Below are 22,527 nucleotides of genomic sequence, written 5' to 3' on the forward strand. Positions count from 1 at the left end.
TCCATCCAGTTCGCCCCAATTTGCGACTTACGCGCAAAACCCGCGGGAGCATGTGTTAGAGCGATGACGTTTCGATGACATTGATGTTCCGCCGCCCGGCCGCGTCAAGCCGCCTTGGTCAGACATCCCGGAGCAGCTCGGCTGCCAGGGCCCGGGTGACGGGACGGCCAAGGCGCAGGGCCTCGGTGTCCAGCAGGTCGACAGCCCGTCGGGCGGCGGCCGAGGACCGCTCCAGGCGAGTGGCGAGGTAGCTGACCACGCTCTCGTCCACCGCGAGCTGGCGGTCGGCGCAGAATTTGACGATCAGGCCGCGGAAGAGCTGATCGTCAGGCGGCAGCAGCGAAATAACGGGGACGGCGCGGAGCCGCGAGCGCAGGTCGGCAAGCTCGATCTCGAGAGAAGCGGGCGCCTCGCGTCCGGTGAAGAGAACGTAGGCGCCGTCCTCGCGGGCCAGATTCATCAGATGGAACAGGGCGCGCTCGTCGAATTCCCTGGCCTTGGGGTCCTCGACCACCAGCGCGCCGGTGGCGAGCGCAGCCGGGACGGCTTCGGCGGTCAGCCCATTGGCCGTGGTCGAGCGGGCGCCTGAAGCCTCGGCCCAGATCGCGGCGAGATGGCTCTTGCCGCTTCCTTCCGGGCCGGCCAGCCACATGATCCGGTTCGGCCATTCCGGCCAGGCGTCGATGAGGGCAAGACCGGCGGCATTAACGGGGCCTTCTAGGAAATTGTCCCGGCTCAGGCTCTCCGCATGCGGAAGCGAAAACGCCAATTGTCGGGGATGAACGCGGCCTGGCACGCTTGCTTTGCTCCGTGCCGGCGTGCCGGCTTCGTTTGACGAGATGCGACTTCATCGAGCGGGAGTTGGCCTTTTGCGGGGCCGCTTCCCAACTCACTTGGCCTCGATCGTGCTCATGTGCCGCAACCACTCAACGAGATAGAGCGACACGGAGGAGAGCGTGAAGACCGTTACGAGGCCCATCAGGATGATATCATAAGGACCGGCTTTGAAGCCGAAGGCGAGGGCGGCCAGCACCAGCGCCGCGAACGCTACCTGAGCCACAGTGTTGAGCTTGGATACCTTCGAGGGCTTCATCTCCACAGGGCGGTCGAACAGCCACGATATGATCACGGCGGCGACGATCATGATGTCGCGCGAGACCACTAGGATGACGATCCAACGCGGAATCGCGCCCCAGATGCCCAAGGCCATGTAGATCGAGACCAGCAGCGCCTTGTCGGCGAGCGGGTCGAGCAAGGCGCCGAGCTCGCTCGTCATGTTGAAGCGCTTGGCAAGGAAGCCGTCGACCGCGTCGCTGATGCCGGCGATCAGGAAGACGGCGAACGCCACCTCCATTTGGCTCGACACGATGGCCCAGACGATGATCGGGACCAGCATGATGCGGCCCAAAGTAATGATGTTCGGTATACTCACACGGCGCTTCCCGGCACCCGGCCTGACCTCGAATTCGGCCCTTTGGAGGCTGAATCGGTTGATATCTCTACATAGTATACGGAGGCGCGCCATGCGAGCCATTGCGCGTCCCCGGAATTCGACGTAACCAGCCGCAAACCCACTGGAAATCGGGCATGACCGACCGCAAAAACGGCCTCACTTACGCCGATTCAGGCGTCGATATCGACGCGGGCAACCGCCTGGTCGACCTGATCAAGCCAATGGTGCGCGCAACCGCGCGGGCCGGCGCCGACGCCGAAATCGGCGGATTCGGCGGCCTGTTCGACCTCAAGGCGACCGGTTTCAAGGATCCCATCCTGGTGGCCGCGACCGATGGCGTTGGCACCAAGGTCAAGATCGCGATCGAGACCGGCCTGCATGGCGGGATCGGCATCGACCTCGTCGCCATGAGTGTCAACGACCTCGTGGTGCAGGGCGCCGAGCCGCTGTTCTTCCTGGACTATTTTGCCTGCGGCAAGCTCGATCCGGAGGCGACCGCATCGATCGTCGCCGGTGTCGCCGAAGGCTGCCGCGAATCCGGCTGCGCCCTGATCGGCGGCGAGACGGCCGAGATGCCCGGCCTCTACAAGGACGGCGACTACGACCTCGGCGGCTTTGCCGTCGGCGCTGCGGAGCGGGGCACGCTCTTGCCGCGCAAGGACATCGCCGCCGGCGATGCCGTGATCGGGCTCGCCTCGTCGGGTGTGCACTCCAACGGTTTCTCGCTGGTGCGGAAGATCGTGGAACAATCCGGCCTCGGCTTCGGGGCGCAGGCGCCGTTTGCGCCTGTCATGACGCTCGGCGGCGCGCTGCTGACGCCGACGCGGCTCTATGTCAAATCCTGCCTGCGCGCGATCCGCGAGACCGGCGCGGTGAAGGGGCTTGCCCACATCACCGGCGGCGGCTTCACCGACAACATTCCGCGCGTGCTGCCGAACCATCTCGGTGTCGGTATCGATCTGGCGCGCCTGCCGGTGCTGCCGGTGTTCAAATGGCTGGCAGCCCAAGCCGGCATCGCCGAGCTCGAAATGCTGCGGACCTTCAATTGCGGGATCGGCATGATCGCGATCGTCGAGCCGGACAAGGTCGACGAGGTCGTGGAGGTCTTCACTGACGCCGGTGAGACCGTCGCCCAGCTCGGTACCGTGATCCCGGCTGAGGGCGAGCACCGCGTCATCTATAACGGCCACCTCGATCTGGCGCTTTGATGAAACGCCGCGTCGCCATCCTGATCTCCGGTCGCGGCTCCAACATGTCCGCGCTGATCAGGGCCGCTGCTGCTGCGGATTTCCCGGCGGAGATTTCGCTCGTCATCTCGAACAAGGCCGACGCGCAGGGGCTGGAAAGGGCCAAAGCGAGCGGCGTGACGACGCTGGTGATCGAAAGCAAGCCGTTCGGCAAGGACCGCGCCGGCTTCGAGAAGGTGCTGCAATCAGCGCTCGATCAGCACGGCATCGAGCTGATCTGTCTCGGCGGTTTCATGCGGCTGTTCACGGCTGAATTCACAAAAGCCTGGTACGGGCGGATGCTCAACATCCATCCCTCGCTGCTGCCGTCATTCCCAGGCTTGGACCCGCATGGCCAGGCCTTGCGCGCCGGCGTCAAGCTGTCCGGCGCAACGGTGCACTTCGTCATCCCCGAGACCGATGCCGGCCCAATCGTGATGCAGGGTGCGGTGCCCGTGAGCGATCACGACACGGCGGACACGCTGTCGGAGCGTATCCTCGAAGTCGAGCACCGCATCTATCCCGCAGCGCTGAGCCTGCTCGCGACCGGCAAGGTCCGGATCGAGGGCGACGTGTGCAAGACCGCGGGCAGCGGGCCGTCGGAGAATTTTCTGGTTGCGCCGTTGGTGCGGTGAAGCGCCGTCGCACGAAATACTTCTCATCCCCAAAACAAAAACCCCCGGCAGAGCCGGGGGCAACGTCATGATCTCTTGCGCAGACCGCGAGAGAAGTCAGGAGACCTTGAGATTCTCCGCGGATGCCTTGCCGCGGTTCTCCACGAGGTCGTATTCAACCACCTGGTTTTCATTGAGGGTGGAGAGTCCGGCGCGCTCGACGGCGGAGATGTGGACGAAGACGTCCTTGTCACTGCCGTTCGGCTTGATAAACCCATATCCCTTGGTCGGGTTGAACCATTTGACGGTGCCCTTTTGCGGCATCCTCAGTCTCCTCCGCTAGATACAAAAACGACGCGGCCGCTTTTCGCGTGCCACGCCACAAACGGGCTTCCGGTAGTCTGTTCGAGTCTTGAGTCTCAATGTCGCGAAACGCACAGTCGAGCGGCCAATTCCGATTGTGTCCGATATTGCAACATGAAAATCGCCCGTTAGCAAGCCGCGCGCGAATTTCAAGTCCGGGCCGGGTGCCGTCATCTGCAATTTACGACCTGTGGCCGGGGAACCACAATCGAGGGCAATCGCCTTGGCGATGAGGTCTGGACCGATTGACCCTCGGGGGCAGTTCAGCACAAATCGTCGCATGCAGTGTGGCGCGTGTTGCATTTTTGCGCGCCGCCATTTTGCTTTGGGATTCATTGTCATGCGCTGCACATTGCAGCTTTCCGGGAAGCGGCGGGTGATTGGCGGAGACCGGGTTCGTCGGACGGCGGCCAAGGTCGCGAGTGCCATCGTGCTTGGCTTGGTGACGACGGCTGCTCCCGTTCTCGCTCAGGTCGCCCCGCCGCTGCCACCGCCACCGCCTCCCACGCCGTCGGCCACCTCCACCAATTACGACCAATCGGCCGGCAACAGCGCGCTCAATCTCGGGTCGAACTTCCTGGAGCGGCTCGGCAACCAGGCATCTGGCGGCGTCAACCGGGCGTTCCGAACCAATCCCGGCGGCGGCGGCGGCGCATCGGCCAGCGCGGAAGATCCGCGCTACCGCACCTGGTTCGAGGGCTACGGCATCTCGGTCCGGACCGATGCGCAAGGAGACTTTGTCGGCGACAAGCGGAAGACCTTTGGCGGTGTCGCGGGCTTTGGCGCGCGGCTCGCACCGGGCGTCAATCTCGGCTTCTCCGTCGACCAGAGCCACACCGACATCGACGTTCCGCTCGCGCTCCAGTCCGCGACGCTGGACCTGACTCAACTCGGCTTCAGTGGCTCCGTCGACAAGGGCCCCTGGACCTGGGCTTTCGCGCTGGTGCACGGTTTCGGCAAGGTCCGCTCCAGCCGGGATACCGGCCTCGGCCTTGCGACCGCGGGTTATCGCGCCGCAGTCGACGGCGCGTTGACCGAGATCAGCTATTACTGGACCAAGGACCAGATGCGCATCGTGCCGAAGGGTGCACTGGAATATGTCCGCGCCACCAGCGTCGCGTTCCAGGAGGTTGGCGGCCTCGATCCACTCAATGTCGGCTCGACGGCGCTCTCTCGCGCGCGCGTCATGATCGGAGCCGAGGTCGGACGCTACTTCATCTTCGACCAGAAGATCCTGGACCTGTCCGCCTACGGCAAGTTCGTCGACAATTTCCATCAGAACCTGGGATCGGTGCAGGTCAGCCTCGGGACCCAGAGCATCGTCGTGCCCGGGATCGGCGAGAGCCGCTACGGCATGGATGCCGGCGCCTCGGCCTCGCTCAGTCTGACCAACACGGCGCGGCTCTACGTCAACTACGACGGCAAGTTCCGCAGCGAGCTGACGTCGCATCAGGGCACGGTCGGCTTCGAATATCGGTGGTGAGGCGAAGCCTGCCCACGTCCGCCCAGGGCCGGATCTGGAAAACTGCGAAGCGGTTTTCCGAAGAGATCATGTTCAAGCTTTAAGTCGGCATCGCCGCGACATAACCCGTCAATCCAAAGCCCTCGCGCGCGGCCGTCATCATTGGCGCCAGCGCGTTCGGATGGATGAACTCGTCGCGGAAACAGGGATGGATCTTGGAATCGAAGATCTTCTTCAGCCAATCGACCACGATCTTGTGGCGCTCGGAGGCGCGGAACTCCTTGTGATAGGTGAGCCAGAGATCGGCGTGGTGGCTGACGCCGAGATCGACGGCAACGAGCGGGGCGCCGAGCGCGATCGAGACCGTCGGCAGGAACCCGATGCCGGCGCCGCGCTCCACCGCATAGAGCACGCCGACCGAGGAATTGGTCTTGATCCCAACGATGCCCTCGAGCGACTTCAGTCCGAGCACGCGGGCGTAGGCGCCGTCGTCGACCTGCGGGGCGCTCTGCTTGATGATGCGATGGTTCTTCAGCTCGGCCAGGGTCGCGGGCACGCCGTAGAGGTTTTCGTACTCCTTGGAGACGAAGGGATAGATGTGCAGCCGGCCGAGCTTGGCGACGATCAGATCGGGATTGGTCGGTGGCTCGAGCTGGATCGCGATATCGGATTCGAGCCGCGCGACGTCGGCCTGTTCCATCGCGCAGCGCAGGTCGACGGTGATCTTGCGATAGGTCTTCTGGAAGTCGATCAGTCGCGGCAGGATCCAGAAATTGCCGGGGCCTTCCGTCACCGCGACGCGCACGGTGCCTGACATGTCGTTCGACGATCGCGAAGCACGCCGGAACACGTTGAAGGCATGACGCTCCATATGCGCGACGTCGGCGATCATCGCGCTGCCTTCGTCGCTGAGCGTGAGCCCGCTCTGGTCGCGCAGGAACAGCTTGCAGTCGATGCTCTCTTCGAGCCGGTCGATCCTGCGCATCAGGGTGGTGGAGGTGAGCCCGAGCTCCTCGGCGGCGTTGCGGAAACTTTTATATTTTGCGCAAGCTAAAAACAGTTTCAAATCGTCCCAGGACATATCCAGGGCTTCTTCACGGTGCTGCATCATCGCAGCACCCCGGTGCAATAACTGCTGCATACGCCAGATCCCCAGCCGCTAAGCTCTTGGTCATAGCGGGGCACGAAAGCCGCGAACGATAGAGGGGTGACATGGGTATGGAAAGGGGCTCGTTTGCCGCAAGGCATGATTTCGACGCGCTGCCGCTCAGTCCGGATGTCGACGTCCGCCGCGCCCAATTTTCCGAAATCGCCGCGCTTTCGCAGTTGGCCCACCGGCTGGTGCCGGGCGTTCGGATCGGGGCGGCGGAGCTTGCAAAATATTTCGCCTTCGATCCCGAGAGCATCCTGACTTTCAGCCGGAAGGGCAACCTCGTCGGCGGCATGGCCTTCCTGTTTCTCAACGATCGCGGGCATGATGCGCTGCTGCTCGACGAGATCTGCCTCACCGCGCCGGAGACGCGCCATCTCGCGTCCGCGAAGGAAGACGTTTCCGCCATCTACATCTGGGCGATCGCGGCGACAGGGCGCGGCGTCGCCGGTCTTGGCAAGGCCGCGGCTCATCTGAGGCAGCTAAGGTTTCGCAACGCGGATTGCTATGCGCAGCCGTCAACCGTGGCCGGACGCGACATCATGAAGGCGACAGGATTCGAGCCTGTTCCAAGCTTCCAACCCGACCTCTGGTGCTACGAGCGGCCCTGGCATCGGCAGCCGATGCGCATGCCGGGCGGGATCATTCAAGCAAGGAGTTTTGCAGATGCACGGTACTAGGATTCCTCTCGCGAAGCCCGATTCCCGCGCCATCACCATTCGCCTCGCACGCGATCTTAGCGATCTCATGCTGGTCACCTCGATCCGCTCGGCCGTCTATCTCGCCGAGCAGGATTGCCCGTTCGACGAGGAGTTCGACGGCAACGACATGGTCGCCGCGCATTTCATCGGCTATGTCGGCAACGAGCCTGCGGGCTGTCTGCGGGTGCGGTTCTTCGGCGATTTCGCCAAGGTGGAACGGCTTGCGGTGCGGCACCAATATCGGCGCTCGCGGGTCTCGTTCAAGCTGGTGCAGGCGAGCGTCGACTATGTGAAGCGCAAGGGCTTTCGCAAGATCTACGGCCAGGCGCAGGATCGGCTGGTCGATTTCTGGGCCCATTTCGGCGCCAAGCCGCTCGGCCACAATCGCAAGATCACTTTCTCCGACTTCTCCTACACGGAAATGCTGCTGGAGATCGAACCGGGCCCGGATGCCATTACGCTGGACAGCGATCCGTACGTGATCATCCGACCCGAGGGCGATTGGGACCGGCCGGGCGTGCTCGACGCCTCGGCGGGACGGGCCGTGACGTCGCCGCTGCGGGACGTCGCGCTCGCTGGCCGTTGAAACTGGTGCAGCTGCGCGCAAAAACATGCTGGTTTCCATCACCGACGATCCGCCGATCTTGGTCTGCGCGGATCTCCAGGTCGAATATCTGACCCCCGGACGTCGCCACGTCATCCTCGACGGCGACGCCGCGACAGCGCGCTGCGTGGAACTGTTGACGTTCTGGCGCGACAATCTCTGGCCGGTGATGCATTTGAAGCGCATCGCGCAGGCGGCCTGGTTCAATCCGGCATCCAAGCTGACCGATTGGATCGCGGAGGCGAAGCCACGGCCGGGAGAAATGACGTTCGAGCACCCGCTGCCGTCGGCCTACAGTTCGGCGCGTTTTGTGGACTACATGTCCAATATCCGCAATGTCCGTTGCGTGCTCGCGGGCTTTTCCTTGGACGAAACTGTCCTGGCTACCGCTATTGACGGGTTTCACCGCAGTCATCGCTTCCAGGTGGTGGCTGACGCGGTGGCCTGCCAGCAGCCGGGGACAGGCGATGCTGCCGCCTACAAGCATGCGGTAGTGAATGTGATCGGGAATTTTGCTACAATCCAGTCCAGCGCCGAACTGATCAGAACCAGCGGCGCCGTTGCGGTGTAGGCGGCCGCGATCGACGGATGGAGTGGGACATTGTCACGGGGAGATCAGCTCGAGGAGCTGGCAAGCGACCTGTCGCGTGCCGCCGAGGCGGCGCGCCGTCTCGGTCTGCCCACGACGGTGTATCTGCTCTCGATGGCGCTGGTGGAGGTGCGGGAGGCCGCTGCCGCCGATGGCGATGGAAATGACGACGGCGCGACGTGACAGCTGCCCGATGTGCGGCTTTGTGCAACGCTGCTGAGCGCTTGCTGCCGACGAATTGACGTTGCAAGTTTTGCGCGGTGGCAATAGCCAAGGAGCTGGATCATCGAGTGATGACGCTGGCCGCGCCGGCGACGTGACGCTTTCAAGGATGCCTGCAAATGTCCATGTTGCCCAATTCGCAAGAGGCCCGGGATGTGGCCTATCAGCTCCATCCCTACACCAACGCGCGCGCCCATCAGCAGGCCGGTCCCCTGGTGATCGAACGCGGCGAGGGCCCTTACGTGTTCGACGCCTCGGGCAAGCGCTATTTCGAGGCGATGGCAGGCCTGTGGAGCGTCGGGCTCGGCTTCAACGAGAAGCGGCTGGTCGAAGCCGCGCACAAGCAGATGCAGGCGCTGCCATTCTATCACACCTTCTCCGCCAAATCGCACGGGCCCTCGATTGATCTCGCCGAGAAGCTGGTGGCGCTGTCGCCGGTACCGATGAGCAAGGTCTTCTTCACCAACTCCGGCTCGGAGGCCAACGACACCGTTCTGAAGTTGATTGCCTATCGCTCCAATGCGCTCGGCCAGCCACAGCGTAAGAAGGTGATCAGCCGGATGCGCGCCTATCACGGCGTCACGATTGCGTCCGCCAGCCTCACCGGGCTGCCGAACAACCACCGCTCTTTCGACTTGCCGCTCCCGAACATCCTGCACACGGGCTCGCCGCATTTCTACAAGGACGGCGCGCCCGGGGAGAGCGAGGAAGCCTTCGCGACGCGGCGGGCCGAGGAGCTCGATGCGCTGATCCAGAAGGAAGGCCCGGACACGATCGCGGCGTTCTTCGGCGAGCCGGTGATGGGCGCGGGCGGCGTCATCGTGCCGCCGGCGACCTATTGGGACAAGATCCAGAAGGTATTGAACAAGTACGACATCCTGCTGGTTGCCGACGAGGTCATCTGCGGCTTCGGCCGCACCGGCAAGATGTTCGGTTGCGAAACCTACGGCATCAAGCCCGACGCGATCGTGGTCTCCAAGCAGATCACGTCGAGCTATTTCCCGCTGTCGGCCATCATGATGAACGATCGCATGTTCGAGCCGATCGCCGATGAGAGCAACAAGATCGGCGTGCTCGGCCACGGCTTCACCGCGGGCGGCCATCCGGTCGGGTCGGCGATTGCGCTGGAGAATTTGAAAATCATCGAGGAGCGGGGCCTCGTTGCGCATGCCGCCGAACTCGGTGGCTACATGCAAGGCAAGCTGCGTGAACTCACCAGCCATCCGCTGGTCGGCGAGGTCCGCGGTGTCGGCATGATCGCTGCGATCGAACTGGTGCTGGACAAGGCGCGCAAGACGGCTGCCGCAACGCCGGGCGCCGTCGGCGGCATGGCCAGCCGCATGCTGCAGGAGCGCGGCGTGATTTCGCGCAACATGCTCGACGCCATCGCCATCTGCCCGCCGCTGATCGTCACCAAGGCCCAGATCGACGAGCTGGTTGCGGCGATTTCAGGTGTGCTGGACGACATGAAGCCGGAAGTGGCGAAGCTGACGCCGGCGTAAGGGAAGCGTTTCAACGCGAGCGGAGCGTCTCACCACACTCTCGGTGTCGTCCTGGCGAAAGCCAGGACCCATACCGCGCGATCTAGCGAGACGGGTGGTAGTAGTCCCGAACGACGAGTCTTCGCCAAACTCTTGCATGGAGTAATGGGGACGACGTTGCGGAGGGTTGGCGGCCTATTCCGCCCGCTGAACCCCGATCACGCGGCCTTTCTCCACCGCCAGCGCCAGCTCGCCGCGCTTCAGTTTCAGTGCGGCCTCGCCGAACAGCTCGCGGCGCCAGCCGCGTAGCGCCGGCACGTCGGCCTCGTCGTCGGCCGCGATCTCCTCGAGATCGTCGACGGTTGCAATCACCTTGCTGGCGACCGCGTGGCGCTCCGCGGTCATGCGCAGCAGCACCTTCAACAGCTCGACGATCGCGGCGCCATTGTTGTTGTTGCGCGGCTTTTCCAGCTTCGGCAGCGTGGCGTGATCCCGCGCCAGCCCGCGCTCGACCGCGGCGACGATATCGGCGCCCCATTTGGATTTCTCAAAACCCTTCGGCACCGAGCGCAGGTTTGCGAGCTTCTCGATCGTATTCGGCGCGTGGGTGGCGATGTCGCTGACGGCCTCGTCGCGCAGCACGCGGCCGCGCGGCACGTCGCGGCTCTGCGCCTCCTGCTCGCGCCAGGCGGCGACCTCCATCAGGACTGCGAGGTCCTTGGGCTTGCGCACCCGCGTCTTGAGCCGTTCCCAGGCGCGCTCGGGGTGGAAGTCGTAGGTCTTGGGCGAGGTCAGGACCTCCATCTCGATCGAGACCCATTCGCTGCGCCGGCGCTTCTTGAGGTCGGCATCGAGCGCTGCGAACACGTCGCGCAGATGCGTGACGTCGGACACGGCGTAGTGCATCTGCTCCTTGGTCAGCGGCCGGCGCGACCAGTCGGTGAAGCGATGAGTCTTGTCCGGGCGGTGCCCGGTGACCTTCTCGACCAGCGCGTCGTAGGCGATGCTGTCGCCGTAGCCGAGCACCATGGCCGCGACCTGGGTGTCGAACACGGGGTGCGGGATGATGCCCGCCTGATGCCAGATGATCTCGATGTCCTGGCGGGCGGCGTGGAACACCTTCAGCACGGCCTCATTGGCCATCAGCTCGAAGAACGGCTTGAGGTCGATGCCGGCGGCCAGGGTGTCGATGACGATCGCTTCCTCGGCGCTCGCCATCTGCACCACGCACAGCAGCGGGTAATAGGTGGTCTCGCGCAGGAACTCGGTATCGACGGTAATGACGGGGTGCTTGGCCAGCCGGCTGCAGGCAGCCGCAAGGTCAGCGGTGGTGGTAATCAAATCCATGAACGGCCCATGACAAGTCCATCAGCCGTTCTGCCGAAAGCGCTGTGATGTCAAGGGGCTCGAAGCGAATTCGAGCCTTGCATTTGGGCCGGAATCGCATTTTCCGACGAAAATCCTATTCGTAGCGGACCCGCCGGGAGGGTTTGCGCGCGCAGGGCAGCGCCACCACGACCACGCACATGGCGACCAGCGCCAGCCCCAGGAACTCGAAAACCAACAGATCCACGGCAATGTCCCCCAGCAACATTGCTAAACTTGTCCGGGGGGAATTGAGGGTCTGTTAATTCTCGTGGTTACCGGCGGCGGGCTGGGCCGGATGGTGGACGCGGGGTTAACGGGGGCACCATGCGATGCAGCGCCGCGGCATCCGGCGTCACGTCATGAGCTTCGGCAGGACGGCCGCCAAGGCGTCCACGGCGGCGCGAACTTTCGGCGGCATCCGGGGCGAGCGGGGCCAGAGCGCGTGGCAGTCGTAGAGAAATCCCGGCTGACCGCTCAACAGATTGATGAGCGTACCGGCGCGTAGGCGTTCGCGGACCAGCCAGTATGGCAGCCAGGCCAGCCCCATCCCCTGTGTAGCGGCGTCCGCAATCGCGTCGAGATCGTCGAGCCTGAGCCTTCCCGCCGGCATGATTTCGCTCGGAGGCTGGCCTTCGCGGGGAAACAGCCACGGCCGGACGCGTCCGGAGCGGCGATAGATGATCGCTTGGTGTGCGGCGAGATCGTCGAGCGATTTCGGCTTGCCGTTGGCGCGCAGATAGGAGCGCGAACCGCACACCGCCATGCGCTGGCTTGCGATGCGCCGCGTCATCAGGCCGGATTGATCGTTTAGATCGCCGGTCCGGATCGCAAGATCATAGCGGGCCTCGATGATGTCAGCGATCGGGTCGCCGAACGAGAGATCGAGCTCCAGATGGGGATATCGTCGCGCGAGCTTCATCAGCAAGGGGGCGATGCAGTGCCGGCCCAGCAGGGCGGGCATGGTCACGCGAAGCCGGCCACGCGGCTCGGACAATTCGTCGGAAGCGACGGCATCGGCGGCCTCGGCTTCGGCGAGCACAGTGCGGCAGCGCTCGTAATAGGCTTGGCCTGTCTCGGTCAGGCTCTGGCGCCGTGTGGTGCGGTTGAGGAGGCGGACGCCCAAGCGTTGTTCGAGGAAGCGAACGTGCTTGCCGACCATTGGCCCCGACATTTCGAGCGCATCGGCGGCAGCGGCGAACGAACCCACGTCAACCGCCTTGACGAAGACGGCCATGCTGGTCAGGCGGTCCATGATTGCAAACTCCTGGTTTCGACTGTTTGGCCGTTTGATCGCTTTATCCGCTGCCCTGCGGTTGGCATAGCTCCATTCAATTCAATCGTTTTGGAGTGTGTTCATGGCGCGCGTCGTTCGCTTCCACAGACATGGTGGCCCCGAGGTGCTGCGCATCGAGATCGTTGACGTCGCGCCGCCAGGAAGGTGCGAGGTGCAGATCAGGGTCAAGGCCCTCGGGCTCAATCGCGCGGAAGCGCTCTTGCGAGCGGGGACCTATATCGAGACCGCGACCTTTCCGTCCGGCCTTGGTCTCGAGGCCGCCGGCGTCGTCGAGGCGATCGGCGAAGGCGTGAGCGGCTTCTCGCCGGGCGAGGTCGTCAGCATCGTGCCGCCCGTGTCGATGGTGCGATGGCCGGCCTATGGCGAGCTCGTCACGTTTCCCGCGGAGTTCGTCGTGAAGCACCCGCCCGAGCTCGGCTTCGACGCGGCGGCCGCGACATGGATGCAATATCTGACGGCGTTCGGCGCTCTGGTCGATATTGCTGGGCTAAAGCGAGGGGAGGCAGTGGTTATTACAGCAGCGTCGAGCAGTGTCGGGCTTGCAGCGATTCAGATCGCGAACCGGATTGGTGCGATGCCGATTGCAGTGACGCGAACTTCGATCAAGCGGCAAGCCTTGCGCGATGCTGGCGCCGCCGACGTCATCGCCTCGGTCGAAGAAAACATCCGGTCGCGCCTGGAGGGCATTGTCGGCTCAAACGGCGTTCGTGTGGTGTTCGACGCGGTCGGCGGCCCGATATTTGAGCCGCTCACCGCCGCGATGTCGCCGGGTGGCGTTCTCATCGAATATGGCGGCCTGAGCCCCGAGCCGACGCCATTTCCGCTGGTCAACGTCCTGACCAAGAGCCTGACGCTGCGCGGCTATCTCGTGCACGAGATCATCCGCGACCCCACGCGGCTTGCGAAGGCGAAGGCGTTCATCCTCGATGGGCTTTCGGGTGGTGCCTTGCGTCCGATCATCGCCAAAACGTTTCGCTTTGACGAGATCGTCGAGGCGCACCGTTTTCTGGAGTCAAACATGCAGGTCGGCAAAATCGTGGTGACGATCTGAGCGAACGATCGTCTTGGACAAACGATTTCCGCACCCGCATCACGGATTACGCCTTCGGCTCCTCCACCCTGCGCACCGAGCTCGCCTCACGTCCCGCAGAACGTCTGCAGCACCCGCTGGTCCGGCAGCGGGGGATCGGCGTAGGCGGCGTAGTCCGGCTGGTCATCGAACGGCTTTGCCAGCACCTTCACCAATTCCTCGAACGGCGCGTAGTTGTTATCGTTGACCGCTGCCTGGATCACGGCCTCGATGCGGTGGTTGCGCGGGATGAAGATCGGGTTGACGGCGTGCATGGCTGCTTGCCGTTCGGCTGCGCTCTGCGGCTCCAGCGCCGTGCGCTCGTGCCAGCGCCTGGCCCACTCGTCGAACGCCGCGGGGTCCATGAATTGCGCGCGTGCATAGTCGGCAGCAGGATCGCCAGCGGCGTCACCGAGTTTGCGGAAGGTGAGGGTGAAGTCGGCCTGGTTCTTGGCCATGGCGTCCAGCAGGTCCTGGGTCAGCGCGTCGTCGCCGTCGCGCTCCGTGAACAGGCCGACCTTCTTGCGCAGGCCCGCCTGATAGGCGTCGCTGAACGTCTCGGAGAAGGTGCCGAGAATGTCCTGGGCCTCGGCGACCGCCTTTTCCTGATCGTCGGAGAACAGCGGCAGCAGGCATTCGGCCAGCCGGGTCAGATTCCACAGCGCGATGCGCGGCTGGTTCGCATAGGCGTAGCGGCCCATCTCGTCGATCGAGGAAAACACCTGCGCCGGATTGTAGGCATCCATGAAAGCGCAGGGGCCATAATCGATGGTCTCGCCCGAGATCGAGCTGTTGTCGGTGTTCATCACGCCATGGATGAAACCGACCAGCAGCCAGCGTGCGACGAGATCGGCCTGGCGCGCGACGACGCCACCGAGCAGCGCGTGATAGGGCCGCTCGGCGCCGAGCAGCTCCGGATAGTGCCTCGCGATGACATGGTCGGCGAGCCGGCGAATGGCATCGGTGTCGCGGCGAACGGCGAAGAACTGGAAGGTCCCGACGCGGATGTGGCTCGAGGCGACGCGGGTCAGCACCGCGCCTGGCAGCGCGGTCTCGCGGATGACGTGCTCGCCGGTGACGACGGCAGCGAGTGAGCGCGTGGTCGGAATGCCGAGCGCGAACGTCGCTTCGCTGACGATGTATTCGCGCAGCACCGGCCCGAGCGCGGCACGGCCGTCGCCGCGGCGGGAGAACGGAGTGGGACCCGAGCCCTTGAGCTGGATGTCGCGGCGGATGCCGTCCTTGTCGATGACCTCGCCGAGCAGGACCGCCCTTCCGTCGCCCAGCTGCGGTACGAATTGCCCGAACTGGTGGCCGGCATAGGCCATGGCGATGGGATCGGCGCCGGCCGGAACCGTCTTGCCGGCCAGGATTTCGGCGCCCTCGGGGGTCTCCAGCACATCAGGATCGAGTCCGAGCTGGAGCGCCAGCGGCCGGTTCAGCTTGATCAGCCGTGGGGCTGCGACCGGGGTCGGCGCGACCCGGGCGAAAAAGCTGTCCGGCAGCGCCGAATAGGAGTTCTGGAACGGGAAATGGACTGTCATGGCCTCAAGATAGGCGTGGAACGCCTGATGGCAAAGGCTTGAGCCCAGATTGGGCAAAAATGGGCACTTCCAGCCGAAAACGGGCCGTTCCCTTGGTTGCCGCCCCCGGTCTCGTCGGGTAAACCCTGCCGCAACTTTGGGCCGGCCGTTTCGGCGGTTCGATTCGATCCTCCGACATTGAATTTGGGACGACCATGCATCGCTACCGGTCACATACATGCGGCGCGCTCCGCGAGGGCAACATTGGCGAGACAGTTCGCCTCTCGGGCTGGGTCCATCGCGTTCGCGACCATGGCGGCGTGCTGTTCATCGACCTGCGCGACCATTACGGCCTGACCCAGTGCGTGGTCGATCCGGACTCGCCGGCGTTTTCGCAGGCCGAGAAGCTGCGCTCGGAATTCGTGGTGCGGATGGACGGCAAGGCCCGTCGCCGCCCCGAAGGCACCGACAATGACGATTTGCCGACCGGCAAGATCGAGATCTATGTCAGCGAGATCGAAGTGCTGGGCCCGGCCGGCGATTTGCCGCTGCCGGTGTTCGGCGACCAGGAATATCCCGAGGACATTAGGCTCAAGTACCGCTTCCTCGACCTGCGTCGCGAGAAGCTGCACCAGAACATCATGACGCGTGTCGAAATCATCAAGTCGATGCGTCGGCGCATGGAGGGGCAGGGCTTCTTCGAGTTCAACACCCCGATCCTGACCGCGTCCTCGCCGGAAGGCGCGCGCGACTTCCTGGTGCCCTCGCGCATCCATCCCGGCAAGTTCTATGCGCTGCCGCAGGCGCCGCAGCAGTACAAGCAGCTGCTGATGATGTCCGGCTTCGACCGCTACTTCCAGATCGCGCCGTGCTTCCGCGACGAGGACCCGCGCGCCGACCGTCTGCCGGGCGAGTTCTACCAGCTCGACGTCGAAATGAGTTTTGTGACTCAGGAAGATGTCTTTGCGGCCATGGAGCCGGTGATCACGGGCGTCTTTGAAGAGTTTGCCAAGGGCAAGCCGGTGACCAAGGGCTGGCGCCGGATTCCGTTCGCCGAGGCGCTGCGCAAATACGGCAGCGACAAGCCGGACCTGCGCAACCCGATCGAGATGCAGGACGTCTCCGAACACTTCCGCGGCTCCGGCTTCAAGGTGTTCGCGCGCATGTTGGAGGACCCCAAGAACCAGGTCTGGGCGATCCCGGCGCCGGGTGGCGGTTCTCGCGCCTTCTGCGATCGCATGAATTCATGGGCGCAGGGCGAGGGCCAGCCCGGCCTCGGCTACATCATGTGGCGCGAGGGCGGCGAAGGTGCCGGTCCGCTTGCCAACAACATCGGCGCTGAGCGCACCGCCGCGATCCGCGCCCAGATCGGCGTGAAGGAAGGCGATGCCGCGTTCTTCGTCGCCGGCGATCCCGACAAGTTCTGGAAGTTTTCAGGGTTGGCCCGCAACAAGGTCGGCGAGGACCTGAACCTCACCGACAAGGAGCGGTTCGAGCTGGCCTGGATCGTCGACTTCCCGATGTACGAGTACAATGAGGAAGACAAGAAGGTCGACTTCTCGCACAATCCCTTCTCAATGCCACAGGGCGGTCTCGATGCCATGAAGGGCCAGGATCCGCTGACCATCAAGGCATTCCAGTACGACATTACCTGCAACGGCTACGAGATCGCCTCGGGCGGTATCCGCAACCACGTGCCGGAAGCGATGGTGAAGGCCTTCGAGATCGCCGGCTATGGCGAACAGGAAGTCGTCGATCGCTTCGGCGGCATGTACCGTGCCTTCCAGTACGGCGCCCCGCCGCATGGCGGCATGGCCGCCGGCGTCGACCGCATCGTCATGCTCTTGTGCGGCACCAACAATCTGCGCGAGATCTCGCTGTTCCCGATGAACCAGCAGGCCATGGACCTCTTGATGGGCGCGCCGTCGGAGCCCAGCCCCAAGCAGCTCCGCGAGCTGCATGTGAAGGTGAATCTGCCGCAGAAGTGAGGCTGTCTCCACGGCGTCGTTGCGAGTAGCGAAGCAATCCAGAATCTTTCCGCGGAGGGACTCTGGATTGCTTCGCTTCGCTCGCAATGACGGGGAGGGATTTTCGCCGGTCCAATTGCCGTCCCCGCGCGCAGCGTCGTTCCTTACAGCCCCGTCGACGCCTCGATCCTGAATTGGGCAAGCGCGCTCTGTGGGTCGGTTTGCAAGAGCTGCATCAATTGCATCAGCGGTGCCTTGGCGCGCGGGGACAGCTTGATGGAAAGCGTCTGGCCCGGCGTCTCGACGAAGCGGGCGATCGCGTCCACGGCCGCGTTCGCATCCGGATTGGCGGAAGCAACTTGCTCGCGTTTAGCCGTGATGCTCTCGACGAGCGCCTGGCGTGCGGTATCGCGGCTTACATTCTGCATGCGCGCGAACTGCGCCGCGACGAGATCGACGACGCCGCTATCGCGCAATGAGAATTCGAGTGTGCCCGCCTCGATGCGTGCCGCCTGGCCCATGAGCTGAGCGGGATCGATCGAAAACACCTCACGCGGCACGTTGCCGAGCGCAATACGCAATTGCGCGCTTGCGATCCCGCCGATGTCGAGCGTCGCCGGCGTCAGAACGAAGCTGTTGGACTGTTCGGTCCAGGCAGCGCCGAGATCGAGGTCGACCGCGAGCTTGTCGATCCCGCTGGCAATCAATGGAAGCTGCTTCGGGTCGGATGGATCGGTGGGCGTGACAAATTTGGCAACCACATGCGCCTTGCTCGGGATTGAGCCGACCAGCTGCCCCCAGTCTAGGCTCAGTGTGTCGATCATGACCAGCTTCTTGGTGGTCTTGAACGGCGCCGTCACGCCCTTGATCTCTGCGCCTGCGAGCACGCCGAACAGCCCGAGCATCTGATCCGGCGAGGGCGCCCGCCCGGGAGTGGTGAGGCTTGCTGCCCAGCGCATCAAATTCGCCGTGCTGAAGGATTTCAGCGCGAAGCGCTCCATCTTGAACTGGCCTTGCGGAGATGGTGTGTCGACGCCTTCGACCGCGAACTCGCCGTCGCGATATCGGATGGCATTAACCGTGGCCGTTCCTTGCGGCGTGCCGACCGACATCTTGCCGATTTCGGCCTTACCGATGCGAAGACCCTCATAGACTCCGGCGAGCTTCTCCAGCAGCTCGCGTGCCTGTGCCGGCGTCGGCGGGACCGATTGATCCCGCGGCAGCGCGGCAAATATCTCGGCCAGCCGGAATTTCGACGGCTGCACGGCGATGTCTTCCATGGTGAAGCCGTCGATATCCACTCGCATCCCCTGTGCCGATTTGAGCGCATAGGGACCTGTCGAGACCTGCCGGTAGACCCGGCGATAGCTGTCGTCGCTGGCCGTCTGCGGATCGAGCGCGGCGAGGATCGCGCTTGAATCGAAATCGTTGACGATGATGTTCGACAATTCGCCCGTCAGCTTGTCCGGCTTGCCGGGCTGCTTCACGTCGACCGAGATCACGGCGCGGTCCGACTTCATCGCGTCGATCTTGCCGTGCTTCAGGTTCTGGATCGCCAGTCCGGAATAGGTGACCTCGCCGCTGCCGGCGGCGCCGGAATCGAAGCTGATCGTGAGGGTCGGGGCCGTGAGCGACGATGCAGCGACACTCGCATATTGGCCGAGCACGTAGCGGTACAGGTCGACCAGCGAGCCGTCCGCCGGCACCTGATCCGCGTGAACAGGACCGGCATAGTCGCGCATGACCAATTGCGGGATCTTGTACGCGACCTTGAGCTTGGCAGCGCCGATCTGGTCCAGCGTAACCTCGAGCCCGGTGATGTTGATATCGTCGGCCGAGAACCTTGTCTCGTCGATCTGGCGAACGCCCGTGCCCTTGATAGCGGCGATCCTGATCTGCGCCTGCGGTGCCTTGCCGGGCGTAACTGCGATGTCCTCGATCGTGAGGGTGCGCGTGGGCAGATCGAAGGCGATCTTGCCGTAGCTGGCCTTGCCGCCTTGCTTGCGGATTTGCTCGAACGCGGCCTCCACCTCGGCGGTGGTGCGATGCTGGACGTAGAGATTGAAGCCGAACCATCCGCCCGCGACCACCACGGCCACGACGATCAGGCCGATCAGGATTCGCTTCATTCTCAGCTCCAGTTGCTCGCGTTGCAGGACGCAACTTGCCATATTCGCAAAGCAATGCGGGGTCCAGGGAAAGTGAGCGCTATCAGATATTTGACCGGGCGCCCTGTTGATGGAGCCGCAATCGGATGTTGCCACCGGGGCGCCCGGCGTGCTTCATCCCGTTTCCATGACCCGGAAATACCACCCGAAGGCGGGCCGGTCAGGACAACGTAGTTTGAGGCCGGTAACGCGAGGCGAGACACCGCATGTCGTCTTATTCCGATGATCTCCACCAGGCGGCGCTGGCCTATCACCGTCTGCCGCGCCCCGGGAAGCTCGAGATTCAGGCGAGCAAGCCGCTCGCCAACCAGCGCGACCTCGCGCTGGCCTATTCGCCCGGCGTCGCCGCCGCCTGCCTGGAGATCGCCAAGAACCCGGCGGAAGCGGCGACGCTGACGATCCGCTCCAATCTGGTCGCCGTGGTTTCGAACGGCACCGCCGTGCTCGGCCTCGGCAATATCGGTCCGCTGGCCTCGAAGCCGGTGATGGAGGGCAAGGCGGTCCTGTTCAAGAAATTCGCCGGCATCGACGTGTTCGACATCGAAATCGCGGCCGACACCATCGAGCGCGTGGTCGAGACCGTGGCCGCGCTCGAGCCGACCTTCGGCGGCATCAATCTCGAGGACATCCGCGGACCGGAATGCTTCGAGATCGAGGCGCAGCTCAAGGAGCGCATGAAGATCCCGGTCTTCCACGACGACCAGCACGGCACCGCGATCATCGTTGCCGCCGCCGTCACCAACGCCCTGCGACTCAACGGCAAGAAGCTCTCCGACGTGAAGATCGTAGCATCGGGGGCAGGGGCCGCGGCGATCGCGACCCTGAACCTGCTGGTGTCTATGGGGGCGCAGCGCAAGAACATCTGGGTCTGCGACATCGACGGCCTAGTGCATGAGGGCCGCAACACCACGATGGACCGCTGGAAGGCGGTCTATGCGCAGAAGACCGACAAGCGCACGCTCGCCGACGTCATCGGCGGCGCCGACATCTTCATCGGCCTGTCCGCACCGGGCGTGCTCAAGCCCGAGATGGCCAAGGCGATGGGCGACAAGCCGCTCATCATGGCGCTCGCGAATCCGACGCCGGAGATCATGCCGGAGGAGGCGCGCAAGGTGCGCCCCGACGCCATGATCTGCACCGGCCGCTCCGACTTTCCGAACCAGGTCAACAACGTCCTCTGCTTCCCCTTCATCTTCCGTGGCGCGCTCGACGTCGGCGCCAGCGCCATCAACGAGGAGATGAAGCTCGCCGCCGTCGAGGCCATCGCGCAGCTCGCGCGCGAGGCGCCGTCCGACGCGGTCGCGCAAGGCTTTGATACCGGCGAGACGCAAGGGTTTGGCCCGGGCTCGCTGATCCCGTCTCCGTTTGATCCGCGGTTGATTTTGCGAATCTCGCCGGCGGTCGCCAAGGCTGCGATGGATTCCGGCGTCGCGACCCGGCCCATCACCAATTTCGACGAGTACACCGCGCTGCTCGAGCGCTTCGCTTTCCGCTCCGGCCTCGTCATGAAGCCGATGTTCGCGAAGGCCAAGACCCAACCGGTGCGCGTGATCTACGCCGAAGGCGAGGACGAGCGCGTGCTGCGCGCCACCCAGGTGGTGCTGGAGGAGAAGCTGGCGACGCCGATCTTGGTCGGACGTCCGTCGGTGGTCGAGGCCCGCATCGAGCGCTTCGGCCTGTCGATCAAGGCCGGCAGGGACTTCGATCTCGTCAATCCCGAGGACGATCCGCGCTACCGCTCCTACGTGCAGTCCTATGTCGAGGTCGCCGGCCGCCGCGGCGTGACGCCCGATGCGGCGCGCACGGTGGTGCGCACCAACAACACCGTCATCGCGGCGCTCGCAGTGGTGCGCGGAGAGGCGGACGCCATGCTTTGCGGCGTCGAGGGCCGCTACATGAGCCATCTGCGCCATGTCCGCGAGATCGTCGGGTTCACACCGGGGATCAGCGACTATGCGGCGCTGGCGCTGCTGATCACCAGCAAGGGCGCCTTCTTCATCGCCGACACCCAGGTGCGGCCCAATCCGAGCGCCGAAGAGCTCGCCGAGATCGCCTCGCTCGCGGCGGTCCACGTCCAGCGCTTCAACATCAAGCCGAAGATCGCCTTCGTCTCGCATTCGGATTTCGGCAGTTACGACACGGAATCCTCGCGCAAGATGCGCCGGGCGACCCAGCTCCTGAAGGAGAAGCATCCGGAGCTCGAGGCTGACGGTGAGATGCAGGGCGACACCGCGCTCTCGGCCGCGGCGCGCAAAATGGTGCTGCCGCACTCCAACCTCGAGGGCGAGGCCAACATCATGATCATGCCAAGCCTCGACACCGCCAACGTCGCCTATCAGATGATCAAGTCGCTGGCGGACGCGCTGCCCGTCGGTCCGATCCTGATCGGGCCGGCGCGTCCAGCCCACATCCTCACCCCGTCCGTGACGGCGCGAGGCATCCTCAACATGACCGCAGTGGCTGTGGTGGAAGCGCAGGAGCGCGCGTCGCGGCAGCAGCCGACGTTGTTTACGTAGGGGCGGGGCTCTTCACCTCGCCCCGCTTGTGGGGAGAGGTCGAATTCGCGCGCAGCTCGAATTCGGGCGAGGGGGGACTCTCCGCGAGTCCAACTTTCACCGTCCCGGCCGAGGCTCCCCCTCACCCCAACCCTCTCCCCGCAAGCGGGGCGAGGGAGCGCACCTGCCGCGCGTCGGCAATTCAATGCTTTCAAAACGACTTTCGCCATTTCCCCGTTTGTAAACCGGCGAATGACTCTCCATAATCCTTCAGTGCTTTCGCGAAAATTCCGGTTTCAAAAAGCCTGAGCAAAGAGGCCGATCATGCCAGCGTTCGTGACTTTCGGGCGGATTCTGTTCGCCGTGCTGTTCATCTACACGGGCGCGGCAAGACTGTTTGCCATGCAGGCGACCGTTGATTTCATCGCCGCCAAGGTCGTGGTGCCCGACATGATCGCGCCTTACGCCAAGCAGGTCGAGACGGCGACGGCCATGACGACGCCGCAACTGCTGGCGATCGCGGTCGGTGTCCTCGAGATCATCGCTGGGGTGATGATCGCGCTGAATTTCGGCGCGCGGTTCTTCGCGATGCTGATGATCATCTATGTCGCGGTCGCGACCTTCCTGTTCTACGACTTCTGGAACCAGGTGCCGCCTGACAACGGCAAGATGCTGCTGGACGCGCTCAAGAACCTGTCGATCATCGGCGCGCTGTTCATGATCATGGGCTACGGCCGCGCCACGCGTCCGGCGGAGGCGGCCTACGGGGACGTATAAA

General features: G+C 64.1%; 20 protein-coding genes. 12 read left to right on the plus strand and 8 right to left on the minus strand.

Annotation, left to right across the window (positions count from 1 at the left end; translation table 11 throughout):
- Positions 1 to 118 precede the first annotated feature (118 nt).
- The gene (locus IVB41_RS20015; RefSeq protein ID WP_027569695.1) at positions 119 to 796 is read right to left on the minus strand and encodes a DnaA ATPase domain-containing protein; all 678 of its coding nucleotides are present in this window, start codon (positions 794 to 796) and stop codon (positions 119 to 121) included.
- Positions 797 to 889: 93 nt separating this feature from the next.
- The gene (locus tag IVB41_RS20020) at positions 890 to 1,432 is read right to left on the minus strand and encodes a CDP-alcohol phosphatidyltransferase family protein (protein ID WP_027569696.1); all 543 of its coding nucleotides are present in this window, start codon (positions 1,430 to 1,432) and stop codon (positions 890 to 892) included.
- A 155-nt stretch (positions 1,433 to 1,587) separates the two neighbouring features.
- Here IVB41_RS20020 and purM point away from each other — a divergent pair, with 155 nt between their 5' ends.
- Entirely contained in the window at positions 1,588 to 2,661 is a 1,074-nt protein-coding gene (gene purM, locus IVB41_RS20025; protein WP_247434147.1) for a phosphoribosylformylglycinamidine cyclo-ligase, read from the plus strand.
- Entirely contained in the window at positions 2,661 to 3,314 is a 654-nt protein-coding gene (gene purN, locus IVB41_RS20030) for a phosphoribosylglycinamide formyltransferase (RefSeq protein WP_247286372.1), read from the plus strand. Before purM ends, purN begins: the two co-directional genes overlap by 1 nt.
- A 96-nt stretch (positions 3,315 to 3,410) precedes the next feature.
- Here purN and IVB41_RS20035 read toward each other — a convergent pair whose 3' ends face one another.
- The gene (locus IVB41_RS20035; protein WP_007591938.1) at positions 3,411 to 3,617 is read right to left on the minus strand and encodes a cold-shock protein; all 207 of its coding nucleotides are present in this window, start codon (positions 3,615 to 3,617) and stop codon (positions 3,411 to 3,413) included.
- Positions 3,618 to 3,996: 379 nt separating this feature from the next.
- On the opposite strand from IVB41_RS20035, the gene IVB41_RS20040 reads away from it, so the two are divergent.
- Positions 3,997 to 5,139, plus strand: coding sequence for an autotransporter outer membrane beta-barrel domain-containing protein (locus IVB41_RS20040; protein ID WP_247434151.1), 1,143 nt, complete (start codon positions 3,997 to 3,999; stop codon positions 5,137 to 5,139).
- Positions 5,140 to 5,218: 79 nt separating this feature from the next.
- Here the strand turns inward: IVB41_RS20040 and IVB41_RS20045 are convergent, their stop codons facing one another.
- Positions 5,219 to 6,259, minus strand: coding sequence for a LysR family transcriptional regulator (locus tag IVB41_RS20045; RefSeq protein ID WP_247434155.1), 1,041 nt, complete (start codon positions 6,257 to 6,259; stop codon positions 5,219 to 5,221).
- 71 nt (positions 6,260 to 6,330) lie between these two features.
- Here IVB41_RS20045 and IVB41_RS20050 point away from each other — a divergent pair, with 71 nt between their 5' ends.
- The 5 genes from IVB41_RS20050 (at position 6,331) to IVB41_RS20070 (ending at position 9,886) form a co-directional block, all read left to right on the plus strand.
- The gene (locus IVB41_RS20050) at positions 6,331 to 6,948 is read left to right on the plus strand and encodes a hypothetical protein (RefSeq protein WP_247434159.1); all 618 of its coding nucleotides are present in this window, start codon (positions 6,331 to 6,333) and stop codon (positions 6,946 to 6,948) included.
- Positions 6,935 to 7,555, plus strand: a complete 621-nt coding sequence (locus tag IVB41_RS20055; RefSeq protein WP_007591919.1) for a GNAT family N-acetyltransferase — start codon at positions 6,935 to 6,937, stop codon at positions 7,553 to 7,555. The genes IVB41_RS20050 and IVB41_RS20055 overlap by 14 nt, the downstream gene beginning before the upstream one ends.
- A 25-nt stretch (positions 7,556 to 7,580) precedes the next feature.
- A complete protein-coding gene (locus tag IVB41_RS20060) occupies positions 7,581 to 8,144 on the plus strand; it encodes an isochorismatase family protein (protein WP_247434161.1) in 564 nt (187 codons plus the stop codon).
- Positions 8,145 to 8,174: 30 nt separating this feature from the next.
- Positions 8,175 to 8,345 (plus strand): hypothetical protein, encoded by a 171-nt coding sequence (locus IVB41_RS20065; RefSeq protein ID WP_197031195.1) that lies wholly within the window; start codon positions 8,175 to 8,177, stop codon positions 8,343 to 8,345.
- Between the two features lie 158 nt (positions 8,346 to 8,503).
- Complete coding sequence (locus IVB41_RS20070) at positions 8,504 to 9,886, plus strand: aspartate aminotransferase family protein (RefSeq protein ID WP_027569703.1); 1,383 nt, start codon at positions 8,504 to 8,506, stop codon at positions 9,884 to 9,886.
- Positions 9,887 to 10,060: 174 nt separating this feature from the next.
- On the opposite strand, the gene rnd is transcribed toward IVB41_RS20070, so the two are convergent.
- Together rnd and IVB41_RS20080 are read right to left on the minus strand one after the other, a co-directional pair.
- Entirely contained in the window at positions 10,061 to 11,212 is a 1,152-nt protein-coding gene (gene rnd, locus IVB41_RS20075) for a ribonuclease D (protein WP_007591909.1), read from the minus strand.
- A gap of 373 nt (positions 11,213 to 11,585) precedes the next feature.
- Positions 11,586 to 12,485, minus strand: a complete 900-nt coding sequence (locus IVB41_RS20080) for a LysR family transcriptional regulator (protein ID WP_247434164.1) — start codon at positions 12,483 to 12,485, stop codon at positions 11,586 to 11,588.
- A gap of 103 nt (positions 12,486 to 12,588) precedes the next feature.
- Between IVB41_RS20080 and IVB41_RS20085 the strand changes: the two genes are divergently transcribed.
- Positions 12,589 to 13,578: a zinc-dependent alcohol dehydrogenase family protein gene (locus IVB41_RS20085; RefSeq protein ID WP_247434167.1), complete on the plus strand. Its 990-nt coding sequence runs from the start codon at positions 12,589 to 12,591 to the stop codon at positions 13,576 to 13,578.
- An 86-nt stretch (positions 13,579 to 13,664) separates the two neighbouring features.
- Here IVB41_RS20085 and IVB41_RS20090 read toward each other — a convergent pair whose 3' ends face one another.
- Positions 13,665 to 15,140 (minus strand): YdiU family protein, encoded by a 1,476-nt coding sequence (locus IVB41_RS20090; RefSeq protein WP_247434170.1) that lies wholly within the window; start codon positions 15,138 to 15,140, stop codon positions 13,665 to 13,667.
- A 194-nt stretch (positions 15,141 to 15,334) separates the two neighbouring features.
- Between IVB41_RS20090 and aspS the strand changes: the two genes are divergently transcribed.
- Positions 15,335 to 17,107 (plus strand): aspartate--tRNA ligase, encoded by a 1,773-nt coding sequence (aspS, locus tag IVB41_RS20095; protein WP_247434173.1) that lies wholly within the window; start codon positions 15,335 to 15,337, stop codon positions 17,105 to 17,107.
- 143 nt (positions 17,108 to 17,250) lie between these two features.
- Here the strand turns inward: aspS and IVB41_RS20100 are convergent, their stop codons facing one another.
- Positions 17,251 to 19,215: a hypothetical protein gene (locus tag IVB41_RS20100; RefSeq protein WP_247434177.1), complete on the minus strand. Its 1,965-nt coding sequence runs from the start codon at positions 19,213 to 19,215 to the stop codon at positions 17,251 to 17,253.
- Positions 19,216 to 19,460: 245 nt separating this feature from the next.
- Between IVB41_RS20100 and IVB41_RS20105 the strand changes: the two genes are divergently transcribed.
- A complete protein-coding gene (locus tag IVB41_RS20105; RefSeq protein WP_027569709.1) occupies positions 19,461 to 21,770 on the plus strand; it encodes an NADP-dependent malic enzyme in 2,310 nt (769 codons plus the stop codon).
- A gap of 303 nt (positions 21,771 to 22,073) precedes the next feature.
- Positions 22,074 to 22,526 carry a DoxX family protein gene (locus tag IVB41_RS20110; protein ID WP_247434180.1) on the plus strand — a complete coding sequence of 151 codons (453 nt, stop codon included), beginning with the start codon at positions 22,074 to 22,076 and terminating at the stop codon, positions 22,524 to 22,526.
- The last annotated feature ends 1 nt before the right edge of the window (position 22,527 follow it).

The sequence above is a fragment of the Bradyrhizobium sp. 44 genome (assembly GCF_023073095.1).
Classification (GTDB): Bacteria; Pseudomonadota; Alphaproteobacteria; order Rhizobiales; family Xanthobacteraceae; genus Bradyrhizobium.